Consider the following 23,207-nt stretch of genomic DNA (forward strand, 5'->3'; position numbering starts at 1 on the left):
TTGGTGAAAGCGTGTATATGACCGAGAAGGCGTCGGTGGGGGGATCCGCTGAGCACCTCGACCAGGAGAAGACCGGCGTCGGCGGGACGGCGCTGGGCCGCGGGACCTCCCGCGACCACAACCGGGCGCTGCGGCAGGCCCACGATGCGGTGACCGCCTGGTCGCACCGGGCGCTCGGGCCGGGCCCGACCGACTTCGGCGGCTTCCCGTACCGCGAAGTCGTCGACTATTACCAGCGGGTGGGCAAGCAAGCCGTCTCCCCCGAGCTGGTCGCCGCCCTGCGCGGGGCCAGGCTCGGCGTCGAGTGCTCCGGCCGCGCACGCCCCTGGTCGTCCCCGGACGCCTGGATGTTCGACAGCTGGCTGCCACAGACCTTCACCGACCGGCCCATGAACTACGTCTCGTACGCGGGGAACAACGTACTGGGGGTGGCCCAGTGGACGGCGGACGGCACAGCGGAGGCCGCCGACCTGGCCGACGACCGGCTGATGGCGGTGCTGCTCGCCGATCTCGTGACACAGGAGACCGACGCGCTCGCGGCCGACGGGACCGACCCCCGCCAGCGCACCCGGACCACGGCTGTGTGGCAGGCACTTGCCCGGCTCGCCGACTACGCACCGACGGGTCTTTCGGACACCGCGCCGCTGGACGCGCTGCGCGGCGCGCTCGGCGGCCTCGACGACGAGCCCGCGGCGGACGCGGCGCGGGAAGCGGTGACCGCCATCCGGGCCGAGGCGCCGCCCGCGGTGCTGAGGGCCGTGGAGATAGCGCTGCTGCCGGTCACGACACTGCACGACGAGCAGATGTTCATCCGCTCCATCCAGCTGTTCGAGCGGCTGTTCACGCTGACGGCACGGGCACTGACCACGGCGGTCGAGGCCGTCCGCGCGGACCGTCCGGCCGAAGCGGCGGCCGTCCTGGAGGCGGCGGCGACCCGCCTCTCGGGCTCCACCGGGCCGCTCTACCGGGTGCTCACCACCATGCCGCCGGAGTCGTTCGCGGTGATCCGGGACCACACCCACGGCGCGAGCGCCATTCAGTCGCGTCCCTATCAGCTGGTCGAGACGGTGAGCGCCAAGCGCGAAGGCGAGGCGCACCGGCCGGAGAAGGGCCCGCTCTTCACCCTCGACGCCACGCTGCAGGAACAGTTCCTGCAGCGGGCCGCGGGCTGGGCGACGCAGGACACGCGTCGCCTTCAGGACGCCATGCGCACGCTGGACACGAACTGGCGAGGGATGAAGCGCACGCACTGGGGCGTCACGATGAAGATCATCGGCCGCGTGCCGGGCACCGGCGGAACCGCCGGCGCCGACTACCTCAAGGCGGCGGCCGACATGGGACTCTTCCCGCTGCTCGGCACGGTCTGAGGTCGGGCGCGGGGCGCACCGCGCCACGGGGCACGGGCAGGGCACGAGCCACGGGCCACGGGGCACGGGGCACGAGCCACGGGGCACGGGGCACGAGCCACTGGCCACGAGCCACGGGCCACTGGCCACGGGGCACTGGGCACTGGGCACTGGGCACTGGCCACGGGGCACTGGGCACTGGCCACGGGGCACTGGCCACGGGGTTACCGGTCACCGGTCACCGGTTCGGGTCACGCAAGCCGAGGGTCACGTCCGCAGGCCTCATCGGCCGTGGCAGGCGTGACCCTCGGACCGCGTCAGACGTGAACCGTGCGCAGCTCACCCGCGGCCGCGAGGTCGGGGCAACCCGACAGCAGGAGCGCCTCGCGCAGTTCGGTGTGCAGCAGTTCGAGCACGAGTCGCGCCCCGGCCTCGCCGTCGGCGGCCAGGCCCCAGAGCACCGGTCGGCCGCACAGCACCCCGTCCGCGCCGAGTGCCACGGCACGCAGGACGTCCATGCCCGTGCGCACGCCGCTGTCGAACAGCACCGAGCAGCGGCCGCCGACCGCGTCAAGGACCTCGGGCAGCGCGGTGACACTGGGCACGGCGGCCGCGAACTGCCGGCCGCCGTGGTTGGAGACGATCACTCCGTCGGCGCCCAGGTCCACGGCGCGTTCGGCGTCCCGCGGATCCAGGATTCCCTTGAGGACCAGCGGGAGCGTCGTCTGCCCGCGCAGCCAGGCCAGGTCGTCCCAGCCGACCGCCGGGTCGAAGGCCAGGGCGGTGTGGGTGGCCACCGCCGAACTTCCGGCCTGCCGCGTGTGCGCGGCGGAGACCGGGGCCGGACCGAGGTTCGCCGCGACCACGTCGGACGGCAGCGAGAAGCCGTTGCGCACGTCACGCAGCCTGCGGCCCATGTGGGGCACGTCGACCGTGACGACGAGGGCCTCGCACCCTGCCTGTTCGGCCCTGCGGACCAGGTCGAGCACCGTGTCGCGGCCGTGCACCCAGTACAGCTGGAACCAGACGGGACCGCCGACCGAGGCGATCTCCTCCATCGTGCAGCTGCTCAACGTACTGATGATGAAGGGCACTTGGGCGTCGCGCGCGGCGCGCGCCGCGGCCAGTTCACCGTCCGCGTGCAGCAGTCTCTGGTACGCCATCGGGGCCACGGCCACCGGCATCCCGGCCGTGGTGGCGAGCAGCTTCGTGGAGGTGTCGGCCTCGCCCGTGCCGCCCAGGACCCTGGGCAGCAGCCGGACCCGGTCGAGCGCGGTCCGGTTGGCGGCCTGGGTGGACTCGTCGCCGCTGCCGCCGTCGACGAAGTCCCGTACGCCCTGGGGCAGTCGCTCGCCCGCGAGGCGGGCCACATCGGCGATGCAGAGCGGAATCACCGGCCGCCGTCCTGCTGCGCCCGCTCCATCTCCATCTCGACCGCGGTGTAGAGGGCCTTGATGTTGCCGCTGCCGAACGTGCGCGCGCCCAGGCGCTCGATGAGCTCGAAGAAGATGGTGCCGCGGGGGTGCACCGACTTCGTGAAGATCTGCAGCAGCTGACCGTCCTGGTCCTCGTCGACCAGGATGTTGAGCGAGCGAAGCTGATCGACCGAGTGCCGCAGCAGGCTGAGGCGCTCCGGTACGAGGTCGTAGTACGTCGACGGCGTCGTGAGGAAGGCGAGACCGCCACCGCCGAGCAGGGTCACGTCCCGCACGATGTCGTCCGTGGCGAACGCGATGTGCTGGACGCCCGCGCCGCCGTGCTCCTTGACGAACTTGTCGATCTGCCCCGGCTCACGGGAGGTGTCCGGCTCGATCAGGGTGAGCGTCACCGCGCCGGAGCGGCTCTGGACCACCTTGGAGTCCATGGCCTGGCCACCGACGACGATGCGCTCGGTGAAGACCATCTCGAAGTCGAGGACGGTCTCGTAGAACTCGACCGTGGGCGACAGTTGCCCGGGCTCCAGGCACACGGCGAAGTGGTCGATCGTGTGCAGTCCCGCCGCGGCGGCCGCGTCCGTCACGTCAGTCACGTCGGCCGGCATTGTCAGACCGGGCAGCGTGTGTGCGGGCACGCCTGCCGAACGCTGCACGAACGTATGGGTCACATCGCCGAACGCGGATATGGACGCGGTGATGACACCGTCGCGGTCCTGCGGAGCGGCTACCGGGCGGGCGCCACGGCGTACCGCCTCTGCGAAGGCGCCCGCGGCGTCCGGCGCACTCAGGGCGATGTCTGACACACCGTCACCATGGCGCTCCACATAGGCGGCTGCCGGGTGGTCGGTGCCCTGTGCGTCGGTGAGCACGAATCGGATGCCGTGCCGGCCGACGGCGGCGCGGGCCTCTTCGGTGGGCGCCGAGCGCGCGTAGACGCTCAGCCCATAGCTCTCCGCGAAGAATGCGGTGGCGGCGTCGAGGTCACCCACCGAGAAGCCGACGTGGTCAATTCCGAGTTCGTCAAAGGGACTCATTTTCTTCCTTCTTCAGGCAGGCCGAACGGCAGTTTCCGGGCGCGGGAATCCGGGCGCGGGAATCCGGGCAGCGGATTTCAGGCACCGCGATTCGAGTACTGGATCAATGGATTAACGGGTGTCAGACGCCGCACTGCTCGCGAATGAACTCCGCGAGACGGTCGACGCCGACCGAGATGTCACCCGGGGAGAGATAGCTGAAAGACAGGCGGATCTGCCGACGCGGGCGCCCGTCGCCATAGAAGTGATGCATGGGAGTCCACAGGACACGATGCCGGCGCGCGGAATGCTCGAGGAGTTCGTCGTCGACCGGGAAGGGAACCGTGACGACGACGAAGAAACCGCCGGCCGGCGTATTCCAGGTCACCTCGGGCCGGCTTCCCTCGGGGAAGTTCCGCTCGAGTTCCTTGACCAGATGCCGGAGGTTTCCCTGATACAGCTCTGTTTCCCGTACGTTCGCCGCGCGCAGGCTGCAGTCGTTCTCCAGGAGCTTTCCGCCGATCACGGCCTGGGCGACCGGCGATGTGTTCACCGTGAGCATGCTCTTGATCTTCGCAAGCTGGTCGGCGAAGAGTTCGGACCGGCCGCCCGCCGTCGCCACCTGTTGGTCGGCGACCACAAATCCGATCCGCGCACCCGGGAGACCCGTCTTGGCGAAGGAACCGAGATAGACGACCCGCCTGTCCCGGTCGAGGGACTTGAGCGTCGGAAGCGGCTCGATGCCGGTGGCCTGAAATATCCCGTAGGGGTTGTCCTCGAGGACGAGGAAGTCATGCTCGTCGGCCAACCGGAGCAGGGATTCCCTGGCGTCACGGCTGAGGCTGACACCTGAAGGATTGGCGAAATCAGCCACGACATAGCAGGCGCGCGGACGCAACCCGGCCGCCTTGGCCTCCTCGGCGACCCGGACGAGATCGTCCAGATCGATGCCGTCGGCGCTCTCCTTGACGGGAAGTACCCGCATATCCGCCAGTTCGGCCGCGCCCGTCGCTCCCACATAGCAGGGCATCGGGGCCAGCAGCACGTCCTCTTCGCTTCGGCGCAGCGCGCGCAACGTGAGGAAGAGCGCCTCCTGGCAGCCGACCGTGACGACCACACTCTCCGGGTCGACTTCGATGTTCTCGTCGACGGAGAGGTTCTTGGCGATCAGCCCGTGAATGATCCCCTTGGTCCTGCCGTACTGCAGGAGCGTGCGGCGCGTCCGGGTCACGTCCCCATCGTTCTCCGAGAGGAGATACTCCTCGAAAACACGAAGATGCCGATGCATGTCCGCGGTGTCGAAGAATCCCTCGTACGGCCGCCCAGCGGCGAGAGAAAGTGCCTTCGGGAAACGCTGCGCGACCTCGTTGAGGAAGTTCATCGATTCAATGACCGGCGAATCGAGAGACGTGTGCAGATCGATCAGATTCAGCTCTGCGTGCATAAAGTGACGGCCGCGTGTGGCCGGATCCCCTCCGAGAGAACGGAGGCCCCCCACTTCTCACCACATGAACACGGAACCCCGGCCCCCGCTTTGAGGGTTCCCTGCGAATGGCACCCATGAAGTGGCTTGAATCACACCGGAATCAAGAGGGGATCCAGTGGAATCACGCAGAAGTCAATGGGTACGGATTACAACTTGATCGATTCAAGCACGACGCCTGAGTGACCGTCAACCTCCGCCCATAGCACCGACGTCGACCCCCTTGACACGATGGCCGCAGCCGGTCACAGCTGGCCACGGCACGCCAACTGGCCCAAGGTGGCCTGACATTGCCCGTTGTGCCCGCGGGCCCCGGATGCCGTCAGGAAGGGCCCGGAGGCTAGTCTGATCCCGGGCGTGGACCGCGCCCGGCTCGCAGTCCGAATCCTTCAAAGGGGCAGAGAAGTGAATCTGGCCGCCGCCAACGAGAACTTGGCGCACATCAGCAATGTGCTGATCTATTCGTCAATGGCTGTCTACACGTTGGCCTTCCTCGCCCATATCGCCGAATGGATTTTGGGCAGCCGCAGCAAGGTCGGCCGCACGGCCGCCGCGCTCGTCGCCGACAGCGGGGCGGGGGCCGGGCGTGAGGCCGCGGGGGCGGGCAAGGCGCAGGCGAGCGGCGGAACGGCCGTACTGGACCGGCCGAAGGTGATCGGGCGCGCCGCGGCCGACGCGCGCGACGTCAAGGACGGCCCCGGCGCGCACGGCGGCGACGAGAAGGGTGACCTCTACGGCCGGATCGCCGTGTCCCTGACGGTGCTCGCCTTCCTCACCGAGGCCGGAGGCGTGCTCAGCCGCGCCCTCTCGGTGCAGCGGGCGCCGTGGGGCAACATGTACGAGTTCAGCATCACGTTCTCCACGGTGGCCGTCGGCGTCTATCTCGCCCTGCTCCTGGCGAAGAAGGACGTGCGGTGGATCGGTCTGCCGCTGGTCACGACCGTCCTGCTCGACCTGGGCATCGCCGTCACCTGGCTCTACACCGACAGCGCCCCGCTGGTCCCGGCCCTGCACTCCTACTGGCTGTGGATCCACGTCTCCACGGCCATCTTCTGCGGCGCGGTCCTCTATCTCGGCGCGGTGTCCAACGTCGTCTACCTCTTCCGTGACTCGTACGAGACCAAGCTGGCCGCAGGCGGACAGCCCGGCCGCTTCGCGACCTCCGTCATGGAGCGGCTGCCCGCCGCCATCAACCTCGACCGGTTCGCCTACCGCGTGAACGCCGCGGTCTTCCCGCTGTGGACGTTCGCGATCGTCGCGGGCGCGATCTGGGCGGGCGACGCGTGGGGCCGCTACTGGGGCTGGGACCCCAAGGAGGTCTGGTCCTTCATCACCTGGGTCGCCTACGCCTGCTACCTGCACGCCCGCGCGACGGCCGGCTGGAAGGGCCGCAAGGCCGCCTACCTGGCCCTGATCGCCTTCAGCTGCTACCTGTTCAACTACTACGGCGTGAACTTCCTCTTCGGCGGCAAGCACTCCTACTCGGGCGTCTGAGCCGAGCGCCTGAGCCGAGCCGGTCGGGCGCCGAGCCGAGCCGGTCGGGCGTCTGAGCCGAGCAGTCTCGCGCTTGTCCGGTTCACGCCGGGCGGGGCTCGTGCCGTCCTGCCGGCGTGAACCGGCGCGAGGCGGTGGCCGCCGGCAGAGGTTCAGCCGCGACGGGCCCTCGCCGCGCGGGCGACGGCTACGACAGCCTTCTCCAGGGCGTACTCCGGATCATCGCCGCCCCCCTTGACCCCCGCATCGGCCGCCGCGACAGCGGTGAGCGCCGCCGCCACCCCGTCCGGCGTCCACCCCCGCATCTGCTGCCGGACCCGATCGATCTTCCAGGGCGGCATCCCCAGCTCACGGGCAAGATCGGCGGGCCGCCCGCCCCGCGCGGAGGACAGCTTCCCGATCGCCCGGACGGCCTGTGCCAACGCGCTGGTGATCAGAACGGGGGCGACACCGGTCGACAGGGACCACCGCAACGCTTCGAGCGCCTCGGCGGCCCGGCCCTCCACCGCACGGTCGGCCACCGTGAAGCTGGAGGCCTCCGCGCGACCCGTGTAGTAACGCCCGACGACCGCCTCGTCGATCGTGCCCTCAACGTCCGCCACCAGCTGGGAGGCCGCGGAGGCGAGCTCCCGCAGATCGCTGCCGATCGAGTCGACCAGGGCCTGGCACGCCTCGGGCGTGGCCGATCGGCCCAGGGCGCGGAACTCACCCCGTACGAACGACAACCGGTCCGCGGCCTTGGTCATCTTGGGGCAGGCGACCTCACGGGCCCCCGCCTTGCGGGCCGCGTCGAGCAGGCCCTTGCCCTTGGCGCCGCCCGCGTGCAGCAGGACGAGGGTGATCTCCTCGGCCGGCGATCCGAGATACGCCTTCACGTCCTTGACGGTGTCGGCCGACAGATCCTGCGCGTTGCGCACGACCACGACCTTCCGCTCGGCGAAGAGCGAGGGGCTGGTCAGCTCGGCGAGCGTGCCGGGCTGCAGCTGGTCGGGGGTGAGGTCGCGCACGTCCGTGTCCGCGTCCGAGGCGCGGGCGGCGGCGACCACCTGCTGCACGGCGCGGTCGAGGAGGAGGTCCTCCTGACCCACGGCGAGCGTCAGAGGGGCGAGCGGATCGTCGTTTGCTGTCTTCCTGGCCATCGCGGTCAAGCATCCCACGCGGCACTGACACCCCGGCCCGTGCGACCTTTTCCGTATCGGAGAATGAGCACGTGACTGACGTACGACATGTCCTGGTGCTGCCCGACCGCGACGCCGCGGAGGAAGTGGCCGAAGAGCTCCCCGACCGTTTCCGGGTCGCCGAGGAACCCCAGCTCGTCCGTGACGCCCTGGCCGGCGAGGACGACGCGGAGGATGCCCAGTGGCTGGTCGTGGTCGAGGACCCGGAGTCCCGGCTCGACCCGGCGGCGCTCGACGCGTTCGCGGCGGAGCACGAGGGGTGGCTCGAGGCTCCTCAGCCCTGAGGCCCCCTTGGGCAGGGCCCGGTCAGCCCTTGGGCAGGACCTGGATGTCGAGGTCGATCGTGATGCTCGGGCCGATCGCGGCGATACCGCGCGCCAGCATCGTCTGCCAGGTGATCGTGAAGTCGTCGCGGTGCAGCTCGGTGGTGGCACGGCAGGCGACCCGGGTCTCGCCCTCGAGCCCCTTGCCGACCCCGAGGTACTCGGTGTCCAGCGTGACCGTGCGCGTCACACCGTGCAGCGTGAGGCCGCCCGTGATCGCCCAGCGGCTGCCGCCCTTGTGCACAAAGCGGTCGCTGTAGAACTCCATCGTCGGGAACCGCTCCACGTCGAGGAAGTCGCCGGACCGCAGATGGTCGTCGCGCATCTTGACCGCGGTGTCGATGGAGGCCGCGTCGATGACGACATGCATCGCGGAGTTCTCCATCCGGTCGGCGATCCGGATCGCGCCCGCGAAGCTGTTGAAGCGTCCGTGGATACGGGCAAGACCGATGTGCCGCGCGGTGAACCCGACCGAGGAGTGCATCGGGTCGATCTCCCAGTCCCCGGACTCGGGCAGCACCGGAGGCTGAGCGACCTGGAGCATCACATCGCCGAGCGACGCGTGCGTGCTCTCCCCGACCGTGGCGTTCGCCCGGTACGGCGTGAACCCCTCCGCGGAGACCGCCAGACGGTAGTCACCGGCCGGAACCGTCGCCACGAACGAGCCGAACGGGTCCGTCCCCCCGGTGACGACCTTGCGCCCCATGGCATCACTGACCGCGAACTCCGCGTGGCGTACCGGTTCGTTGACGGGGTCGAGCACCCGGCAGCTGAGCACTCCCGCACTGGGCGGAACCGGCACGGCGGACAGCAGTCCCCCAGCCCCACCGCCTCGGTTCGTACGGTTCCCCAGCCAACGGCCGAACATGTGCGACATACCCCCGCGCTACTTGACAACTCCTGTCCCGAAGGTGCATTCGATCACCGTTGCGGCATTCGATGCAACACGAACCCACATCGCAGGAATCAGGCACTGGCGCTTGAACTGTCGTGAGTAGCCCGAATTAACCAGCTAGGGCGGCTTAACCAGCTAGGGCGGCCGTGTAACCACCTCCATCTCCGGAGCCGCACCTTCCACCGCTCCTGCCGTCGGTCCGATGACAGCAATCGAGCCATTCCTGTCCGTCCGCAGCACCTCCGCTCCCCCGGCCCGCAGCGCCTCGACCGTGCGCGGTGAGGGGTGACCGTAGGAGTTTCCGAAGGGTTCCAACTGGTAGTTCAGAAGGAACCCCCCTGATGATGGCAAAACCGCAGGTCAACGGCGGGTCACCGACTCCCTTCGTCGCGGGCATGACCACTCAACTACGCGGGCTGTCCGCCCTCCGCCTGTCTGTGCTGACGGACGAGACCACAAGCCCCGAACGACAGCGCACCGCCAACCACGAAGCCGCCGCCGCCCTGAACATCGACCTAAGCGACCGCGAAGCCGTAGACCTGGGCGTTAGTGCATCGAAAACCACGCCTTTTGAGCGTCCCGAATTGGGCGCATGGCTGGAACGCCCCGAAGAGTTTGATGCACTGGTCTTTTGGCGCTTTGACCGTGCCGTTCGCTCCATGGACGACATGCACGCACTGTCTCTGTGGGCGCGTGAACACCGGAAAATGATCGTGATTGCGGAAGGGCCCGGCGGTCGTCTCGTTCTCGACTTCCGCAATCCGCTGGACCCCATGGCCCAACTCATGGTCACGCTCTTCGCATTCGCAGCACAGTTTGAAGCCCAGTCGATTCGCGAACGCGTGATCAGCGCTCAGGCGGCAATGCGGGTTATGCCGCTCCGTTGGCGCGGTTCTCGTCCTCCGTACGGGTATGAGCCGTCCCCGTTGGAAGACGGGGGATGGACACTCGTTCAGGACAAGAAGGCCGTTACCGTCATTGAACGGATCATCAAGGAACTACACGAGAACAAGCCCGTGTTGGCCGTCGCTCAGGAACTCAACGCAGCGGGCATTCCGTCGCCGCGCGACCACTGGAGTTTGCGGCAGGGGCGAAAGACGGGCGGCAAGACGGGGGGAGCTCCGGGCGAAACCGTCGTGAAAGAGCGGTTCACGTGGCGACACAACGCCATTAAGGAACTCCTCACGTCTGAGCGCCTGTTGGGGTGGAAAGTCACCGAACAAGGGCCCGTTCGTGACAGCGAAGGCGCTCCGGTCATGTCGACCCGTGAACCGATTCTGACGCGCGAAGAATTCGACGCCGTGGGCGCACTCTTCGCCGAACGGAGCGTCGACAACAAGACCTTCCGAACCGATAGCGTCGCCCTTTTGCTTCGGGTGATCGTGTGCGCAGGGTGCAACGAAATCATGTACGCGCACCGCCCTTCTTCGGGCAGCAAGGCAACGAGCAAAACCGAAACATACAAGTGCGGTTCGTACGGGCGTGGAGTCAAGTGCCCAGCCCCTGCGTCCGTTAAGCGCGAATGGGCAGACGAGTACGTGACAAACCGCTTCCTGGCTGCTGTGGGCGGACTGAGGCTGACGGAGACCCGCCGTACGCCTGGGTATGACCCTCAGCCGGAAATTGACGCCACAACGGCCGAATACGAAGCCCACATGGCGGAGCAAGGACAACAGAAGAGCAAGGCGGCACAAGAGGCATGGAAGCGTCGGGCAACCGCACTTGACGCACGCCTTGCCGAGTTGGAAAGCCGAGAAGCTACGCCGCCGCGCGTGGAAGTCGTCCAACTGAAAGAGACGTACGCGGATGTGTGGCGAGACGCGGACGACACGAAGCGACGCAACATGTTGCGCACGGCGGGTGTCGTGTTCAGCGTCAGGAAGGCGAAGCGCGGCAAGGCCTTCGGACTGGACGAAAGCCGGGTGTCGTTCGAGATCAGTGACCAGTTCTTCGCCGAAGGCGCGGAAGAGCTTGCCGGTATCGAGCGCGCGGAACTCAGCGTTACCGAGCGTGCGGAGCAACAACTAGGCCCGACGCTCAACGCCCGAAGGGGTTCCGCTCAACTGGCGTTCAGCGTGCAACAGATCGTGAGCGACGCGGCGGCAGAACGGAACGACGAAGAGCCGGAGCCCGCGGAGTCCATAAGGGCCCGGTACGAAGCACTGATGACCAGTCACGACGAAGCCGACCGCGCGGACATTGAGGCACGAGCGGACGAGTTGCGGCGCCGGTGACGGCAGCGGGAAGGGTCCGATCCTTCGGGGTTGGGCCCCTCTCTTGCACCTTCAGACCTTTAGTTAGACTAACTACTTGTTCCTTCGTCACCTCAGCGGCCAAGCGGCAAGGCTCTGACCTGGGGTTAGTGATGTTGTGACGGAATGACTCGTACCTCAGATTCATATAAGACTTCTCTAAGGGCAATCCGGATTCGACGGCACAGCGTCTCAGCGTCACGCGCCCTTCCCGCTGCTCGCCGGCGAACCCAGGTCACCGACTCCCTTCATATAGGTAGAGGGGTTTGCGCCGCGCATCTAGTAGCGGTGAGCCACGGCGGTCAGAGCGCACCCTTCGGTTTGCCGGGTTGCTCCCCTGCCTTCTCTCCCAGGGTTGAGCCCCGGCGTTGCCCTGTTGGTCTAGCGGTCTAAGACGTCGTCTTCTCATGGCGAAGGTCACCGGTTCGAATCCGGTACGGGGTGCTTGCGTAGGGAGTTGGGATGAGCGGCTACACCTGGGCTTGGCTCGCGTGGATTGCCACGTTCGGAGTCATTGAGGGCAAGGCGCTCTTCAACCGCACTGAGGGCGACACCCTGTCTGAGCATGTGTGGCGTTGGTTCGCTACCGCTCAGGGTTCTACGGGCAAGCCCTCAGGTTGGGTGCGTGCTCGACGCTTTGGCCTGCTCGCTTTCATGGCGTGGCTCAGCGTCCACTTCCTGACGGGTGGCCGGTTCTAAAGGGTAGGGGGGTGTCCCCAGGAAGGGGGTACCCCCGTGCGTACACGGTGCCTTGACTGTAGGGAGTGGGCTACCCACTCAGGTAGGTGTGCACTGCACCACGCTGACTACAACGCACGGCGCAGCATCAAGAGCCATAGCAAGCGGCGTGCTGCGATAGCGCGTGGCAACAACGCTGCGGCCAAGCTGAGGCGTGCTGTGCGTAAGGCTGTTGGTGGGCACTGTGCCTCATGTCGTGGTTGGTTCCTGCCTAGTCAGGTGGACATAGACCACGTGTTGCCGCTCGCTAAGGGTGGCGAAGACGTTGAGACCAACGTTCAAGTGCTGTGCAAGGCATGCCATAAGACGAAGACGGCAATGGACTTCGGCAAGCGCCCTTTCTAGGGGGAATGCGGTCCGAAAGTTCCCGCCAAATTCTCTCAGCGATCCCGGCCCCAGCTCGGAAAACGCGCGCTAGGTGTAAGCCCGGACCCAGGCCCCCCAGTGGCCTGAACCCTTGGTACGACTGGGCAAGCGCCACTTCGGCACGCTGAGAACGGCCCTTCTAACGGGTCCCTAAGCCCGCTGAAGGGAGCGCGAACGTGAGCCGTAGCAAGAGCCCCGACATGAGAACGGGCAACGCCAACACAGCCGCGGAGTCTGCTGCCCCCGTTGTGTACGAGGGTCGCGCGCCCAGAGTGCCCAGTCACTTGAAGGCGACGGGCAAGGACGTTTGGCGGAACGTGTGGGCAGCGGGCATGGGTGCCTACTCCCCTGACACTGACCGCAACGTGATTCAGCGGTACTGCGAACTGCATGACAGGCGCGCTGACTTGCTCGCCCTTGTCGCTGCCGATGGCTACATGTCTGAGGGCTACAACGGTCAGCCGGTTGCGCACCCGATGTTGCGCTACGTGGAGTCGACGGAGAAGGAACTCCGCTCCATTGAGACGGCAATCGGGTTCACGCCCGAAGCTCGTTTGCGCCTGGGCCTTGTGGCCGCTGAGGCGCGGAAGGTTGCGGCCGGTCCTGAAGACTTCTAGCGGCTGAGCGCCCGCTTCAGTTCATTGCGGTACACGCGCCCTACTGGCTCACCTGCGTCGTAGGCGAAAAGCCTCCGCAGTATTCCCGCCGTGTGAATCCAGTAGCGATGCCCCGCACTATCCCATCCGTAGTAGGTGCCGTTCGGATTCTTCCGCGCTCGAACGATCGATACACCACTTCGCATCAAGGCAAGGTATCAGGGGGTGACCGGTGGCAATAGATCCGGTCATCGCTCGACACATACCCGCTGACGCTCCGTTCCCCAGCGAGGGTTACCGGGTCGCGAAGTGGATTGAAGAATTCTGTTACCTGACGGGATCGTTCGCCGGCCAACCGTTCCGGCTTCTCCCTTGGCAGCATGAACTTCTCGTTGATGCGTACGAGTTGACGCAAGACACCTTCGGTCGTTGGCGTCGAAAGCACCGCACGGTTGTTGTGTGCGTGGCTCGAAAGAACGGCAAGTCAACGATTGCCGCTGCCATCATGCTCTACCACCTGATCGCGGACCGCGCGGACTCACAGCGTCAGATCATCGCTGCCGCCAACGACCGCAATCAGGCGCGTATGGTGTTCGACTCCGCGAAGCAAATGGTGAACGCGAGCCCGAAGCTCTCGGCTGTGTGCACCGTGCATCGCGACGTGATCCGGTACAAGGACAACACTTACCGGGTCGTCAGCGCCGATGCCGGACGGCAACAGGGCTTGAATCCCGCGGCTGTGAGTCTGGACGAGTACGCGTTCAGCAAGCAAAGCGACTTGTTCGACGCGCTGACGCTGGGTTCGGCCGCGCGTAACCAACCCATGTTCCTGATCATCTCTACCGCTGGGCCCGATCCAGACGGACCCTTTGCCGCACTGTGCGAACAGGGCGAGCGCGTGAACTCCGGCGAAGCCGATGACCCGACCCTGTTCTATCGGTCGTGGGGTCCGAAGCTGGGGCAGACGGTTGACCACCTTGACCCCGAAGTGTGGCGCGCGTGCAACCCGTCGTACGAGATCCTGAACCCGGATGACTTCAAGGCGGCAGCGCAGCGGAGTACTGAGGCTTCCTTCCGTATTTACCGCTTGAGTCAGTTCGTGCGTGGTGCGTCCACGTGGTTGCCGCACGGCTTGTGGGACAGCTTGGGCACGGACGCTGAGCCGCTTGCACCTGGGGACGAAGTTGTTCTTGGGTTCGATGGCTCTTGGAAGGGTGACAGTACGGCCCTTGTCGCCTGCCGTCTCGCTGACCTTCGGGTGTTCGTGCTGGGTCACTGGGAAGCGCCGGCCGATGACGTGCATTGGCGGGTTCCCATGGCGGACGTCCGTGACGCGCTGAACGAGGCACTAGACGAGTACCGGGTGCGGAACCTTGTTGCCGACCCGTACCGCTGGGAAGAGACGCTAGACAACTTGGAAGCTGACGGCTTCCCGGTTGAAGCGTTCCCGACGAACTCTCTGAAGCGCATGATCCCTGCGACGCAGGCCGTGTATGACGCGTGCCGTGACGCTCGCTTGTCGCACGACAGCAATCCGGCTCTTGCCCGGCACATCGGTAACGCAGTGCTTCGCGAGGACAAGAACGGCGCGCGAGTCACGAAGGAGTACGCGGCAAGCCGTCGAAAGATTGACCTTGCTATCGCGATGATCCTTGCCGTTCACGGCGCGATCATGTGGCGCGAAGACAACGGCATCCACACGGACACAGCGATTCTCGCGACCTGGGAAGCCGACGACGGACACGTTTTCACGTCCGGCCTTCCGGGTGATGAAGCCCTCTTCTCTGATCTCTAACCCACTCACGGTGAGTGGGTTAAACACCTACGCACCGAAGGGGGCACGGTGGGTTTTTGGTCTGCACTCTTCGGGCGGGGCGAGTCTCCCGCGCTGGACGCTGCCACTGAGGCGCGCGCCTGGGAACCGTATGACCCGACGCTGTACGGCTTTGACGTGGCGTCCAGTGGGCAGCGGGTAACGCCGCATGAAGCCCTTCAGGTCTCCGCGGTCTTCGGGTGTGTCCGTCTGCTCAGCGAGACGATTGCGACGCTTCCGGTGACGACGTTCAGCAAGAGGGGCGGAGTTCGGCGAGAGATCAAGTCTCCTGACTGGATTGAGTACCCAAACGCTGAACCGGGCGGCATGGGGCGCATTGACATTCTGTCTCAGACGGTTCTGTCGCTCCTCCTTCAGGGGAACGCGTTCCTTGCGGTCCGGTGGCAGGGGCCGAACATCGTCGGCCTTGATGTGCTGGACCCGACGAAGATTCACGTTCACATGGTTCAGCTTGAACCGAACGGCGTTCGCCGCAAGGTCTTTGAGGCTTTCGACGTAGACGACGACGGCAACGAAGTGTTGCTTGGTTGGTTCACGCCGCGCGACGTCCTACACATTCCCGGAATGATGCTGCCCGGTGAGTTCGTCGGGTGCTCCCCCATCACGTACGCGCGTGAGTCCATCGGGCTCGCCCTTGCCTCACAGAAGTACGGCAGCAAGTTCTTTGCGAACGGCGCTATGCCGGGTGCTGTCGTTGAGGTTCCGGGCACCATGTCCGACGAAGGGCTTTCCCGCGCACGTGAGGCGTGGCGTGCTGCGAACTCCGGCGTGGACAACGCGCATCGGGTTGCGCTTCTCACTGAAGGTGCGAAGTTCAGCAAGGTTGCCATGTCGCCGGACGAAGCTCAGTTCTTGCAGACGCGACAGTTTCAGGTTCCGGAAATCGCGCGAATCTTCGGCGTGCCGCCGCACCTGATCAGCGATGCAACGAACTCCACTTCGTGGGGCTCCGGCCTTGCTGAACAGAACATCGCGTTCAGCATGTTCAGCCTTCGCCCATGGCTTGAGCGCATCGAGTCGGGCGTCAACCGGCTTCTCTTCGCTGAGACAGCGGACCGCATGAAGTTCGTGAAGTTCGACCTTGACGAGATCAAGCGCGGTGCTCCGAAAGAGCGCATGGAGCTTTGGTCTCTGGGTCTTCAGAACGGCATTTACAGCATTGATGAAGTGCGAGCCGCTGAGGACTTGCCGCCGCTTCCTGACGGGTTGGGCGAGGCGTACCGCGTCCCCATGAACCTGAGCGAAGTCGGCGCAGAGCCGGAGCCGGAGCCGTCTGCTCCCCCGGCCATTGAGACCCCGGTATCTGGGCCGGCGGACGACGAAGAGCCGGAGCCGGAAGGCGATCCGGACGAAGGGACAACAGAAGATGACGGAAGCTCGTGAGCTTCGCTTCGCTGTAAGTCCCCTTGAAGAGCGCTCGTCTGGTGACGGGCGCATTTCTATGCGCGGGTACGCGTACCGCTTCAACGAGCTGTCCCATGACTTGGGTGGATTTCGTGAGCGGATCGTGCCCGGTGCGGGGGCTCCGTCGCTGCGTCAGAACGACGTGTTCGCGACGTTCAACCACGACACGGCGAGTCTGCTAGGGCGAACGTCCAGCGGCACGCTGCGAGTTGGGGAAGACCGCGAGGGCGGTTGGTACGAGATTGATCTTCCGGACACGACGGTTGGCCGTGACGTTGCTGCGCTTCTGAAGCGTGGTGACCTTGCGGGTTCGTCCTTCACCTTCAGGGTGCTGGACGGGGGACAGCGCCGTTCGGATGACGACGACCCGGAAACCGGTCTGCCGGTTCGGGAAATCACAGCCATGGATGTTGTGGAAGTCGGGCCGGTTGTGAACCCGGCTTATCCCACGACCCAGGCGGCGCTTCGTTCGGTCGAACAGGCGCTTCAGATCGGGGAGTTCGCGCCCCCGCCGGCTGAGGCCGAAGAGCGCGATTCCCAACCGGCGAGCGATGACGCCCCGGTTTCTCACCCTGACGCGCGTGCACTCATCCGCGCTCTTTCCAAGTAAGGGGTCCCTGTGGACGCTACTACCCTGAGCGCGAACTTTGATGCTCGCGAGAAGGCTACCGCTGAACTCCGCACCCTGGGCGAGCAGTTCGCCGGTAAGGACATGGACGCGGACGCGCGGGCAAAGGAGGACAAGCTTCTTTCCGCGATCTCTGACTTTGACGGTCGGATCAAGCGCGGCGTTGAGGCACTGAAGGCCAATGAGGGTGTGCAGTCCCTCATGGCGCAGCTCGACACCGGCAAGGGTTCTGGACTGACGGAGCGCGGCGACACGCCTTCGGACGCTGACATTCTCCGCTCGCTCAAGGTCAACGAAGGTACGGAGTTCCGCGCCCAGCTCGACAAGACCAGCGGATCGAACGCCCTTGCGCGTGGCCTCTACCCCCAGCTCATGGCCCAGGCTGTGAACCGGTCCGCTGTAATGCGTTCCGGTGCGACCGTGTTCAACACGTCGGACGGCAACCCGCTCGACTTCACCGTTGTTACTGGCCGTTCGACTGCCACGATCGTTGGCGAGAACGCGGCCATCGGTGAGTCGTACCCGACGACCACGCAGCGAAGCATGGGCGCTTACAAGTACGGGTACGGCGCGACCGTCTCGTACGAGTTCGCCACTGATCAGGTTCTTGACCTTGTCGGCTTCCTTGTCGGTGACGCCGGTCCGGCCATTGGCGACGCTATGGGGCGGCACTTCCTGACGGGTACGGGCACCGGTCAGCCTAAGGGCATCATCCCGGATGGCTCCGCCGCGACCGCTACGTTCTCCGCTGCGGCTGCACCTACTTCTGCCCAGTCCGACGCGCTCATTGACCTCTCGTATGAGCTCAAGTCGGCGTACCGGTCGAACGCTACCTACTTGGTGTCGGACAAGAACGCGGCGAAGCTCCGCAAGCTGAAGGACTCTACGGGTCAGTACCTTTGGCAGCCTTCGCTTCAGGTCGGCATCCCGGACACCTTCAACGGGCGGCCGATCACTTCCGACGACGGCATCCCAGACGACAAGATCGTGTTTGGTGACCTGAGCAAGTACCGGGTGCGCTTCGCGGGTGCGCTGCGTGTCGACCGTTCCGTTGACGCCAAGTTCGCCACTGACCAGATCGTGTACCGGTTCCTTCAGCGTGCGGACGGTCTTCTCGTTGACCAGACCGCCGTGAAGGTTATGACCATTGCCGCCTGATTCCTTCTAGCGCGGGGGTTCGACGTACTCACTGTGAGTGGGTTGGGCCCCCTGCCCTAGGAAGGGGCTCAGCGTGGCATACGCAACGATTGACGAGTTGCGCGCGCTGGACGGATTGGACGATGCGTCGCTCTTCCCTGATGAACTTCTGTCCGACGCAATCGACTTCAGCGTTGAAACCGTCGAAGTCTACTGCGGTCAGAAGTGGGACACGGTAGACAACCCGACGCCGGAAACGATCCGTTGGTGCGTGCGCACTCTCGCACGGCAATACGTTCTGGATCACGTGTCGCGCATCCCTGATCGCGCGCTTCAGCTTCAGTCGGAGTTCGGGTCAATTCAGCTTGCTCAGGCGGGCGGGAATTGGCGCCCTACCTCGCTGCCTGAGGTGAACGCGAAACTCAACCTGTACAGGGTGCGCCTTCCATTCATCTTTATGTGAGGGGCGCAGCGTGGCACTGATCTTTGATGCGAAGGTCGCCCTGTTCAACGCCGTGAAGGCTGTCTTGCCCGGTGGCGTTCAGTGCACCTTTGCCGAAACCGTTAAACAGGATCGGCGAAAGCAAGTGTGGTTTGGGGCGACCACTGATGACGACCTTGCCCCCGTTGCCATGCGTTCCGGCGCGAAGCCGACGAACGTCACGGGCTACGTAGAAGTACACGCCGTGGCTGTGATTCCCGGCAATCCCATTGACGCTGAGCGTGCCGTGTACGAGCTGCGCGACTACGTGAAGACGGCGTGCGGGGCGTTGAACTCCGCCCTCGCCGTTGTGCCGGGGTTGCTGGACGTGCGCGCCGAGTCGGCAAGCGTCGAGACGTCCGAGACCACTGACGGCGCGTACTCAGAACTCACTCTTCGCGTCCGGGTTCGTGGGCGCGTCTACCAATAGAAGGGGGCGCACGCATGGCGCTTGACGCAAGCATTGGCATTGGGCAGGAATCCACTTACGGAACTCTGTCCAGCGTAGTTGAGGGCTACGAGGGTCACGCTGACAGTTGGAAGACCGCGCGAGAGTTCATTGAGTCTGTTGGCTTCAGGGCCGGTATGCAGACGGCTCGCGCTGACCGCCGAAACATCATCAACATGGGCGGTGAGGGCGAACTTGAAGTTGATTTGCTGGACGCCGGAGCCGGTTCCCTTCTGACTGCGGCGTTCGACAAGGTCACGGTCACCGACACAGGCGGCGTGAAGACGACCGTTCTTGAGACTTCGGATGTGTCCGCCGCTCCGTCCTTCTCTGCTCAGATGGTGCGTCCGGGCACGGACGGCAGCAAGGTTGCGTACAAGCACGTCGGGTGTGTGGCCACTGAGTGGAGCCTGACGGCCGAAGTTGAAGAGGCTGTCACGCTGACGGTCACGTTCGACTTTCAGGACGTCACGCACACGTCTACGCCCGGTCAGATAGTTGCGCCGACGTACCCGGCGGTCGCTTTCCCGTACGACTGGTCACGGACTTCTGTTGCGCTGACTCGCGGTGGCGCCGCTGTGGTGTTCGACGCTACGTCTCTTGAGTTGTCCGGCGAACTGGGCATGAAGACAGACCGCCGGTTCCTGCGGGGCAACGAGCTGAAGAAGAAGCCCGTACGCAACGCTGTCCCGACGTATGAGGGCACCCTTGAAGGTGAGTTCAACGCCGCGTCTCAGGGACTGTACGAAGCGTTCATTGCGGGTGAGCTGTGCGCGCTGAAGGTGTCGCTGACCGGTATCACGCCGGGTTCATCGCTGACGATCGATGCGCCGGCGATTCAGTTCACGGGTGAGTCTCCCGAAGCGGCTACGGACGAAGTCACGGTTCACAACCTGCCGTTCCGTGTGCTCGACCCTGGGGACGGTACCGCAGCGATCAAGCTTACGTACGTTGAGCCGGGAACCGTCGCGCCGTAATGGCTCAGCGGTCCGCGTACACGATTCGTGTTGACGGACTCCGCGAACTACAGCGCAACGTTCGCACGCTGAAGGACCGGGAACTAAACAAAGCCGTGCGTGAGGCTAACAAGGCTTCCGGCGAGGTTCTCATTCCTCAGGCCAAGCATGAAAGCCCGGATGGTAGACGCGACGCTAAGAGTGCGAAGCGCTACCGTCCGGGCAAGCTTGATAAGTCCATCAAAGTCACGGCGTCCGTGAAGGGTGCCGTCATTAAGGCGGGTAGCGCGTCACGGGTTCCGTACGCCGCCGCTATTCACTTCGGTTATCGGAAGCGAAACATCGGCCCGAACCGATTCCTTTTCCGTGCTATGGCGCGCAAGTCCGATCAGGTTGCCGCCACGTACGAACGGCGTATTGCCGCCGTAGTCCAACGCTACTTGGAGAGTGACTGACTCGTGCCTGCTAAGAAGCCTGCCCCCGCAATGCCTACCGTTGTTGATCTCAAGATGGACGCTCTTACCATCGGTGAGATTTGCGCGATTGAGGACATTACAGGTCAGCCGCTCGATTCGCTGAACAAGCCGGGTGCCAAGCGGGGGCCGATGCTCCGCGCAATGGCTTACGTCGTCATGAAGCGCAAGCATCCCGACTTCTCCATTGAGGACGCTGACAACCTTCAGATCAACCTGAAGGGCAAGGGAAAGCCGGACCCTACCGCAGCCAACGCGTAATTGCGTGCGCGCGTCTGATCAGTCATTTCCGGGGGTTGACGTGGTCGGACGTGCGCGGCATGGAACTTCAGGATTTCAACGCGTTGGTTGAACAGATGGTTGAAGACATTGAAGCGGAGAAGCGCGAGACGAAGCGCGGGGCGCGTGGTCGCTCCGGCGCTACTTCGGCGAATGGGGAACGGCGTACGCCGGTAATGACTTAGGGGGTACGCCGTGGCTAGACCCATTCAAATCACGATCATGGGTGATGCCGAACAACTGTCACAAACCTTGGACGAAGCGTCTGAGGAAATCAGCACGTTCGGTGAGACTGCGGCGGGGCTCGCCACTGCGGCAGGGGCCGGTATCGCTGTGGCGCTAGCTGCGGGCATTGGGCAGGCGCTTGAACAGGAAGCCGGCTCAGACGTCCTTGCCGCCCAGCTCGGCGCGTCGCCCAGTGAAGCTAAGAAGCTAGGCGAAGCGGCCGGAGCCGTATACAGCGACGGATACGGCGAAAGCGTGGCCGATGCGAACGAAGCCCTGAAGAGCCTTTGGCAACAGGGTCTTGTTCCCGCGGGGGCGACCGCTGATGAAATGGCAAACATCAGCAAGAAAGCAATGGACGTCGCTACGGTCCTGGGTGACGAAGTCGGCCCGACTTCAAACGCTGTCGGTCAGATGTTGAAGACCGGTCTTGCGAAGAACGCCGACGAAGCCTTTGACATTCTCGTTGCCGGTACTCAGAACGGCGCGAACAAGGCCCAAGACCTGTTGGACACGTTCAACGAGTACGGAACCCAGTTCAGGAAGCTGGGCCTTGACGGCAAGACGGCAATGGGCCTGATTCAACAGGGCCTCCAGGGTGGCGCGCGTGACGCGGACATTGTGGCGGACACGTTCAAGGAATTTTCCATTCGCGCCATTGACGGCAGCGCAACCACGATTGCGGGCTTCAAGGCAATTGGGCTGAACGCCGACGACATGCGGAAGAAGATTGCCGCGGGTGGCCCGTCGGCTCAGGAAGCATTGGGTCTGACGCTCGACAAGCTGAGGGAAATCAAGGACCCGGCGGAGCGCTCCGCTGCCGCTGTGAACCTTTTTGGTACCCAGGCTGAGGACATGGGCGACGCGCTCTATTCGCTGGACGTCGACACGGCCGTTGAGTCGCTGGGAAAGGTGAAGGGTGCCGCTAAGGACGCAGGCGACACCATGCACGACAACGCCGCGAACAAGGTCAAGCAATTCACGCGCGGGCTTCAGACCGGTTTGGTTGACTTCCTGGGCACTGCCGTCATTCCGGCGATCTCCGCTTTTGCCAGCAAGCTCAGTTGGATCGGGTCTTCCTTCTCGACTGCCGCCGGGTTCATCAGACAACACAGCACCATATTCGCCACGATAGCGAGCCTGATCACGCTTCTCGTTCTGCCCGCGCTGATCAAGTGGGGCATTCAGCAAGGCATTACCGCTACGGCGGTGGTCACCGGATGGGTTACAACGGCTGCCGCATCTGTGACGTCCGCGGCTACTCAGGTTGCGGCTTCGTGGTCGACCATCGGCGGATGGATAGCCGCCGCTGCAAGGGCGGTTGCGTCGGGTGCCGTGATCGTCGGCCAGTGGATTCTGATGGGGGCTCAGGCGACCCTTCAAGGTGCACGGATGGCGGCAGCGTGGCTTGTGGCCATGGGCCCGATTGCGCTGATCATCGCGGCCATTGTGGGACTCGTCGCGATCGTGGTTCTCAACTGGGACACGATCAAGAAGTACACCGTTGGCGCCTTCCGGGCGGTATGGAACGGCATCAAGAGCGTCTTCGGCTGGATCAGAGACCTGTTCGCGAACTTCCCCGGTCCGGGCCTGATCGCCAAGCATTGGGCCACGATCGTCAGCGCAACGAAGCGTGCGTTCACGACGGTCAAGGATTTTGCGCGCACTGCGCTAAACGCGGTGGTCGACTTCGTTCGGGCGCTGCCTTCGCGGATCGTGTCGGCAGGTCGCGCCATCCTGGGAGCCGGCAAGTCCATCGGCAAGTTCGTCATTGACGGGATCAAGAACGGGCTTTCCCGACTGGGCGGCTTCGCAACGTCGCTCGCTTCGGCCGTGAAGGGCGCCGCAAGGGGCGCTATCAACGGGGTGATTGACCTCCTGAACTGGGCGATCCCGAACAAGCTCGGTTGGGGCAAGTTGAGCATTGACCTCCCCGACAGCCCCATTCCGAAGATTCGCGCCATGGGTGGCCCGGCTTCCGGCTGGACCCGAGTTGGCGAGCGTGGACCTGAGTTGGTCAACCTGCCCCGTGGCTCGACCGTCGTTCCAAATCATTCCCTGGGTGCTGGAGGTGGAGTCACGGTCAACGTCCAGACGAACGCTGACCCTTGGGCGATCGGGCGTGAAGTTGCCTGGGCACTGCGGACAACCCCCGCGTAACCCACTACGGCTAGCCCCTCAGCTTCACACGCTGGGGGGCTTCGCCATGGATGAAGGAGGTT

Annotated in this window: 22 protein-coding genes and 1 tRNA gene; 18 read left to right on the top strand and 5 right to left on the bottom strand. The window is 64.9% G+C overall.

The window, feature by feature from the left end; translation table 11 throughout:
- The first annotated feature begins 17 nt into the window (after nt 1–17).
- Nucleotides 18–1,367, top strand: a complete 1,350-nt coding sequence (locus AB0O76_RS04545; protein ID WP_365485351.1) for a hypothetical protein — start codon at nt 18–20, stop codon at nt 1,365–1,367.
- Between the two features lie 296 nt (nt 1,368–1,663).
- On the opposite strand, the gene AB0O76_RS04550 is transcribed toward AB0O76_RS04545, so the two are convergent.
- The 3 genes from AB0O76_RS04550 to AB0O76_RS04560 form a co-directional block, all read right to left on the bottom strand.
- Nucleotides 1,664–2,740: an alpha-hydroxy acid oxidase gene (locus tag AB0O76_RS04550; protein ID WP_365485353.1), complete on the bottom strand. Its 1,077-nt coding sequence runs from the start codon at nt 2,738–2,740 to the stop codon at nt 1,664–1,666.
- Nucleotides 2,737–3,816 carry a 4-hydroxyphenylpyruvate dioxygenase gene (gene hppD / locus AB0O76_RS04555; RefSeq protein ID WP_365485355.1) on the bottom strand — a complete coding sequence of 360 codons (1,080 nt, stop codon included), beginning with the start codon at nt 3,814–3,816 and terminating at the stop codon, nt 2,737–2,739. The genes AB0O76_RS04550 and hppD overlap by 4 nt, the downstream gene beginning before the upstream one ends.
- Nucleotides 3,817–3,937: 121 nt before the next feature.
- Entirely contained in the window at nt 3,938–5,293 is a 1,356-nt protein-coding gene (locus AB0O76_RS04560; RefSeq protein ID WP_365485357.1) for a PLP-dependent aminotransferase family protein, read from the bottom strand.
- Nucleotides 5,294–5,683: 390 nt separating this feature from the next.
- Here AB0O76_RS04560 and ccsB point away from each other — a divergent pair, with 390 nt between their 5' ends.
- Nucleotides 5,684–6,772: a c-type cytochrome biogenesis protein CcsB gene (gene ccsB, locus AB0O76_RS04565; RefSeq protein WP_365485359.1), complete on the top strand. Its 1,089-nt coding sequence runs from the start codon at nt 5,684–5,686 to the stop codon at nt 6,770–6,772.
- Nucleotides 6,773–6,924: 152 nt separating this feature from the next.
- Here the strand turns inward: ccsB and holA are convergent, their stop codons facing one another.
- Complete coding sequence (gene holA / locus AB0O76_RS04570; RefSeq protein ID WP_365485361.1) at nt 6,925–7,911, bottom strand: DNA polymerase III subunit delta; 987 nt, start codon at nt 7,909–7,911, stop codon at nt 6,925–6,927.
- 71 nt (nt 7,912–7,982) lie between these two features.
- Here holA and AB0O76_RS04575 point away from each other — a divergent pair, with 71 nt between their 5' ends.
- Entirely contained in the window at nt 7,983–8,234 is a 252-nt protein-coding gene (locus AB0O76_RS04575) for a hypothetical protein (RefSeq protein WP_365485363.1), read from the top strand.
- A gap of 22 nt (nt 8,235–8,256) precedes the next feature.
- Here AB0O76_RS04575 and AB0O76_RS04580 read toward each other — a convergent pair whose 3' ends face one another.
- Complete coding sequence (locus tag AB0O76_RS04580; protein WP_365485575.1) at nt 8,257–9,141, bottom strand: YceI family protein; 885 nt, start codon at nt 9,139–9,141, stop codon at nt 8,257–8,259.
- 368 nt (nt 9,142–9,509) lie between these two features.
- On the opposite strand from AB0O76_RS04580, the gene AB0O76_RS04585 reads away from it, so the two are divergent.
- The 15 genes from AB0O76_RS04585 to AB0O76_RS04655 all read left to right on the top strand — a co-directional run bounded on the left by AB0O76_RS04585 (nt 9,510) and on the right by AB0O76_RS04655 (nt 23,145).
- Complete coding sequence (locus AB0O76_RS04585) at nt 9,510–11,402, top strand: recombinase family protein (RefSeq protein ID WP_365485365.1); 1,893 nt, start codon at nt 9,510–9,512, stop codon at nt 11,400–11,402.
- Nucleotides 11,403–11,790: 388 nt separating this feature from the next.
- Nucleotides 11,791–11,864, top strand: a tRNA-Glu gene (locus tag AB0O76_RS04590).
- A gap of 18 nt (nt 11,865–11,882) precedes the next feature.
- Complete coding sequence (locus AB0O76_RS04595; RefSeq protein WP_365485366.1) at nt 11,883–12,119, top strand: hypothetical protein; 237 nt, start codon at nt 11,883–11,885, stop codon at nt 12,117–12,119.
- A gap of 198 nt (nt 12,120–12,317) precedes the next feature.
- The gene (locus tag AB0O76_RS04600; RefSeq protein ID WP_365485368.1) at nt 12,318–12,503 is read left to right on the top strand and encodes an HNH endonuclease signature motif containing protein; all 186 of its coding nucleotides are present in this window, start codon (nt 12,318–12,320) and stop codon (nt 12,501–12,503) included.
- A gap of 197 nt (nt 12,504–12,700) precedes the next feature.
- Nucleotides 12,701–13,141 carry a phage terminase small subunit P27 family gene (locus tag AB0O76_RS04605; RefSeq protein ID WP_365485370.1) on the top strand — a complete coding sequence of 147 codons (441 nt, stop codon included), beginning with the start codon at nt 12,701–12,703 and terminating at the stop codon, nt 13,139–13,141.
- Nucleotides 13,142–13,352: 211 nt separating this feature from the next.
- Nucleotides 13,353–14,915 (top strand): terminase large subunit, encoded by a 1,563-nt coding sequence (locus AB0O76_RS04610; protein ID WP_365485372.1) that lies wholly within the window; start codon nt 13,353–13,355, stop codon nt 14,913–14,915.
- 48 nt (nt 14,916–14,963) lie between these two features.
- A complete protein-coding gene (locus tag AB0O76_RS04615) occupies nt 14,964–16,337 on the top strand; it encodes a phage portal protein (protein WP_365485373.1) in 1,374 nt (457 codons plus the stop codon).
- Nucleotides 16,321–16,968 (top strand): HK97 family phage prohead protease, encoded by a 648-nt coding sequence (locus AB0O76_RS04620; RefSeq protein ID WP_365485375.1) that lies wholly within the window; start codon nt 16,321–16,323, stop codon nt 16,966–16,968. Before AB0O76_RS04615 ends, AB0O76_RS04620 begins: the two co-directional genes overlap by 17 nt.
- Before the next feature lie 9 nt (nt 16,969–16,977).
- Nucleotides 16,978–18,144, top strand: a complete 1,167-nt coding sequence (locus AB0O76_RS04625) for a phage major capsid protein (RefSeq protein ID WP_365485377.1) — start codon at nt 16,978–16,980, stop codon at nt 18,142–18,144.
- A gap of 73 nt (nt 18,145–18,217) precedes the next feature.
- Nucleotides 18,218–18,586, top strand: coding sequence for a hypothetical protein (locus AB0O76_RS04630; RefSeq protein ID WP_365485379.1), 369 nt, complete (start codon nt 18,218–18,220; stop codon nt 18,584–18,586).
- Between the two features lie 10 nt (nt 18,587–18,596).
- The gene (locus AB0O76_RS04635) at nt 18,597–19,034 is read left to right on the top strand and encodes a hypothetical protein (protein ID WP_365485381.1); all 438 of its coding nucleotides are present in this window, start codon (nt 18,597–18,599) and stop codon (nt 19,032–19,034) included.
- A 14-nt stretch (nt 19,035–19,048) separates the two neighbouring features.
- Nucleotides 19,049–20,029, top strand: coding sequence for a phage tail tube protein (locus AB0O76_RS04640; RefSeq protein ID WP_365485383.1), 981 nt, complete (start codon nt 19,049–19,051; stop codon nt 20,027–20,029).
- Nucleotides 20,029–20,463, top strand: coding sequence for a hypothetical protein (locus AB0O76_RS04645; protein ID WP_365485385.1), 435 nt, complete (start codon nt 20,029–20,031; stop codon nt 20,461–20,463). The genes AB0O76_RS04640 and AB0O76_RS04645 overlap by 1 nt, the downstream gene beginning before the upstream one ends.
- A 30-nt stretch (nt 20,464–20,493) precedes the next feature.
- Nucleotides 20,494–20,742 carry a hypothetical protein gene (locus AB0O76_RS04650; RefSeq protein WP_365485387.1) on the top strand — a complete coding sequence of 83 codons (249 nt, stop codon included), beginning with the start codon at nt 20,494–20,496 and terminating at the stop codon, nt 20,740–20,742.
- A 240-nt stretch (nt 20,743–20,982) separates the two neighbouring features.
- Nucleotides 20,983–23,145 carry a phage tail tape measure protein gene (locus AB0O76_RS04655; protein WP_365485389.1) on the top strand — a complete coding sequence of 721 codons (2,163 nt, stop codon included), beginning with the start codon at nt 20,983–20,985 and terminating at the stop codon, nt 23,143–23,145.
- The last annotated feature ends 62 nt before the right edge of the window (nt 23,146–23,207 follow it).

This window comes from Streptomyces sp. NPDC086554 (genome assembly GCF_040686095.1).
GTDB lineage: Bacteria > Actinomycetota > Actinomycetes > Streptomycetales > Streptomycetaceae > Streptomyces.

Bases quoted from the DNA above. Each gene is read 5' to 3' on its own strand.
- AB0O76_RS04585 (WP_365485365.1), top strand. From the start codon at position 9,510: ATGATGGCAAAACCGCAGGTCAACGGCGGGTCACCGACTCCCTTCGTC.
- AB0O76_RS04545 (WP_365485351.1), top strand. From the start codon at position 18: ATGACCGAGAAGGCGTCGGTGGGGGGATCCGCTGAGCACCTCGACCAG.
- AB0O76_RS04640 (WP_365485383.1), top strand. From the start codon at position 19,049: ATGGCGCTTGACGCAAGCATTGGCATTGGGCAGGAATCCACTTACGGA.
- AB0O76_RS04650 (WP_365485387.1), top strand. From the start codon at position 20,494: ATGCCTACCGTTGTTGATCTCAAGATGGACGCTCTTACCATCGGTGAG.
- AB0O76_RS04655 (WP_365485389.1), top strand. From the start codon at position 20,983: ATGGGTGATGCCGAACAACTGTCACAAACCTTGGACGAAGCGTCTGAG.
- AB0O76_RS04595 (WP_365485366.1), top strand. From the start codon at position 11,883: ATGAGCGGCTACACCTGGGCTTGGCTCGCGTGGATTGCCACGTTCGGA.
- hppD (WP_365485355.1), bottom strand. From the start codon at position 3,816: ATGAGTCCCTTTGACGAACTCGGAATTGACCACGTCGGCTTCTCGGTG.
- AB0O76_RS04580 (WP_365485575.1), bottom strand. From the start codon at position 9,141: ATGTTCGGCCGTTGGCTGGGGAACCGTACGAACCGAGGCGGTGGGGCT.
- holA (WP_365485361.1), bottom strand. From the start codon at position 7,911: ATGGCCAGGAAGACAGCAAACGACGATCCGCTCGCCCCTCTGACGCTC.
- AB0O76_RS04620 (WP_365485375.1), top strand. From the start codon at position 16,321: ATGACGGAAGCTCGTGAGCTTCGCTTCGCTGTAAGTCCCCTTGAAGAG.
- AB0O76_RS04645 (WP_365485385.1), top strand. From the start codon at position 20,029: ATGGCTCAGCGGTCCGCGTACACGATTCGTGTTGACGGACTCCGCGAA.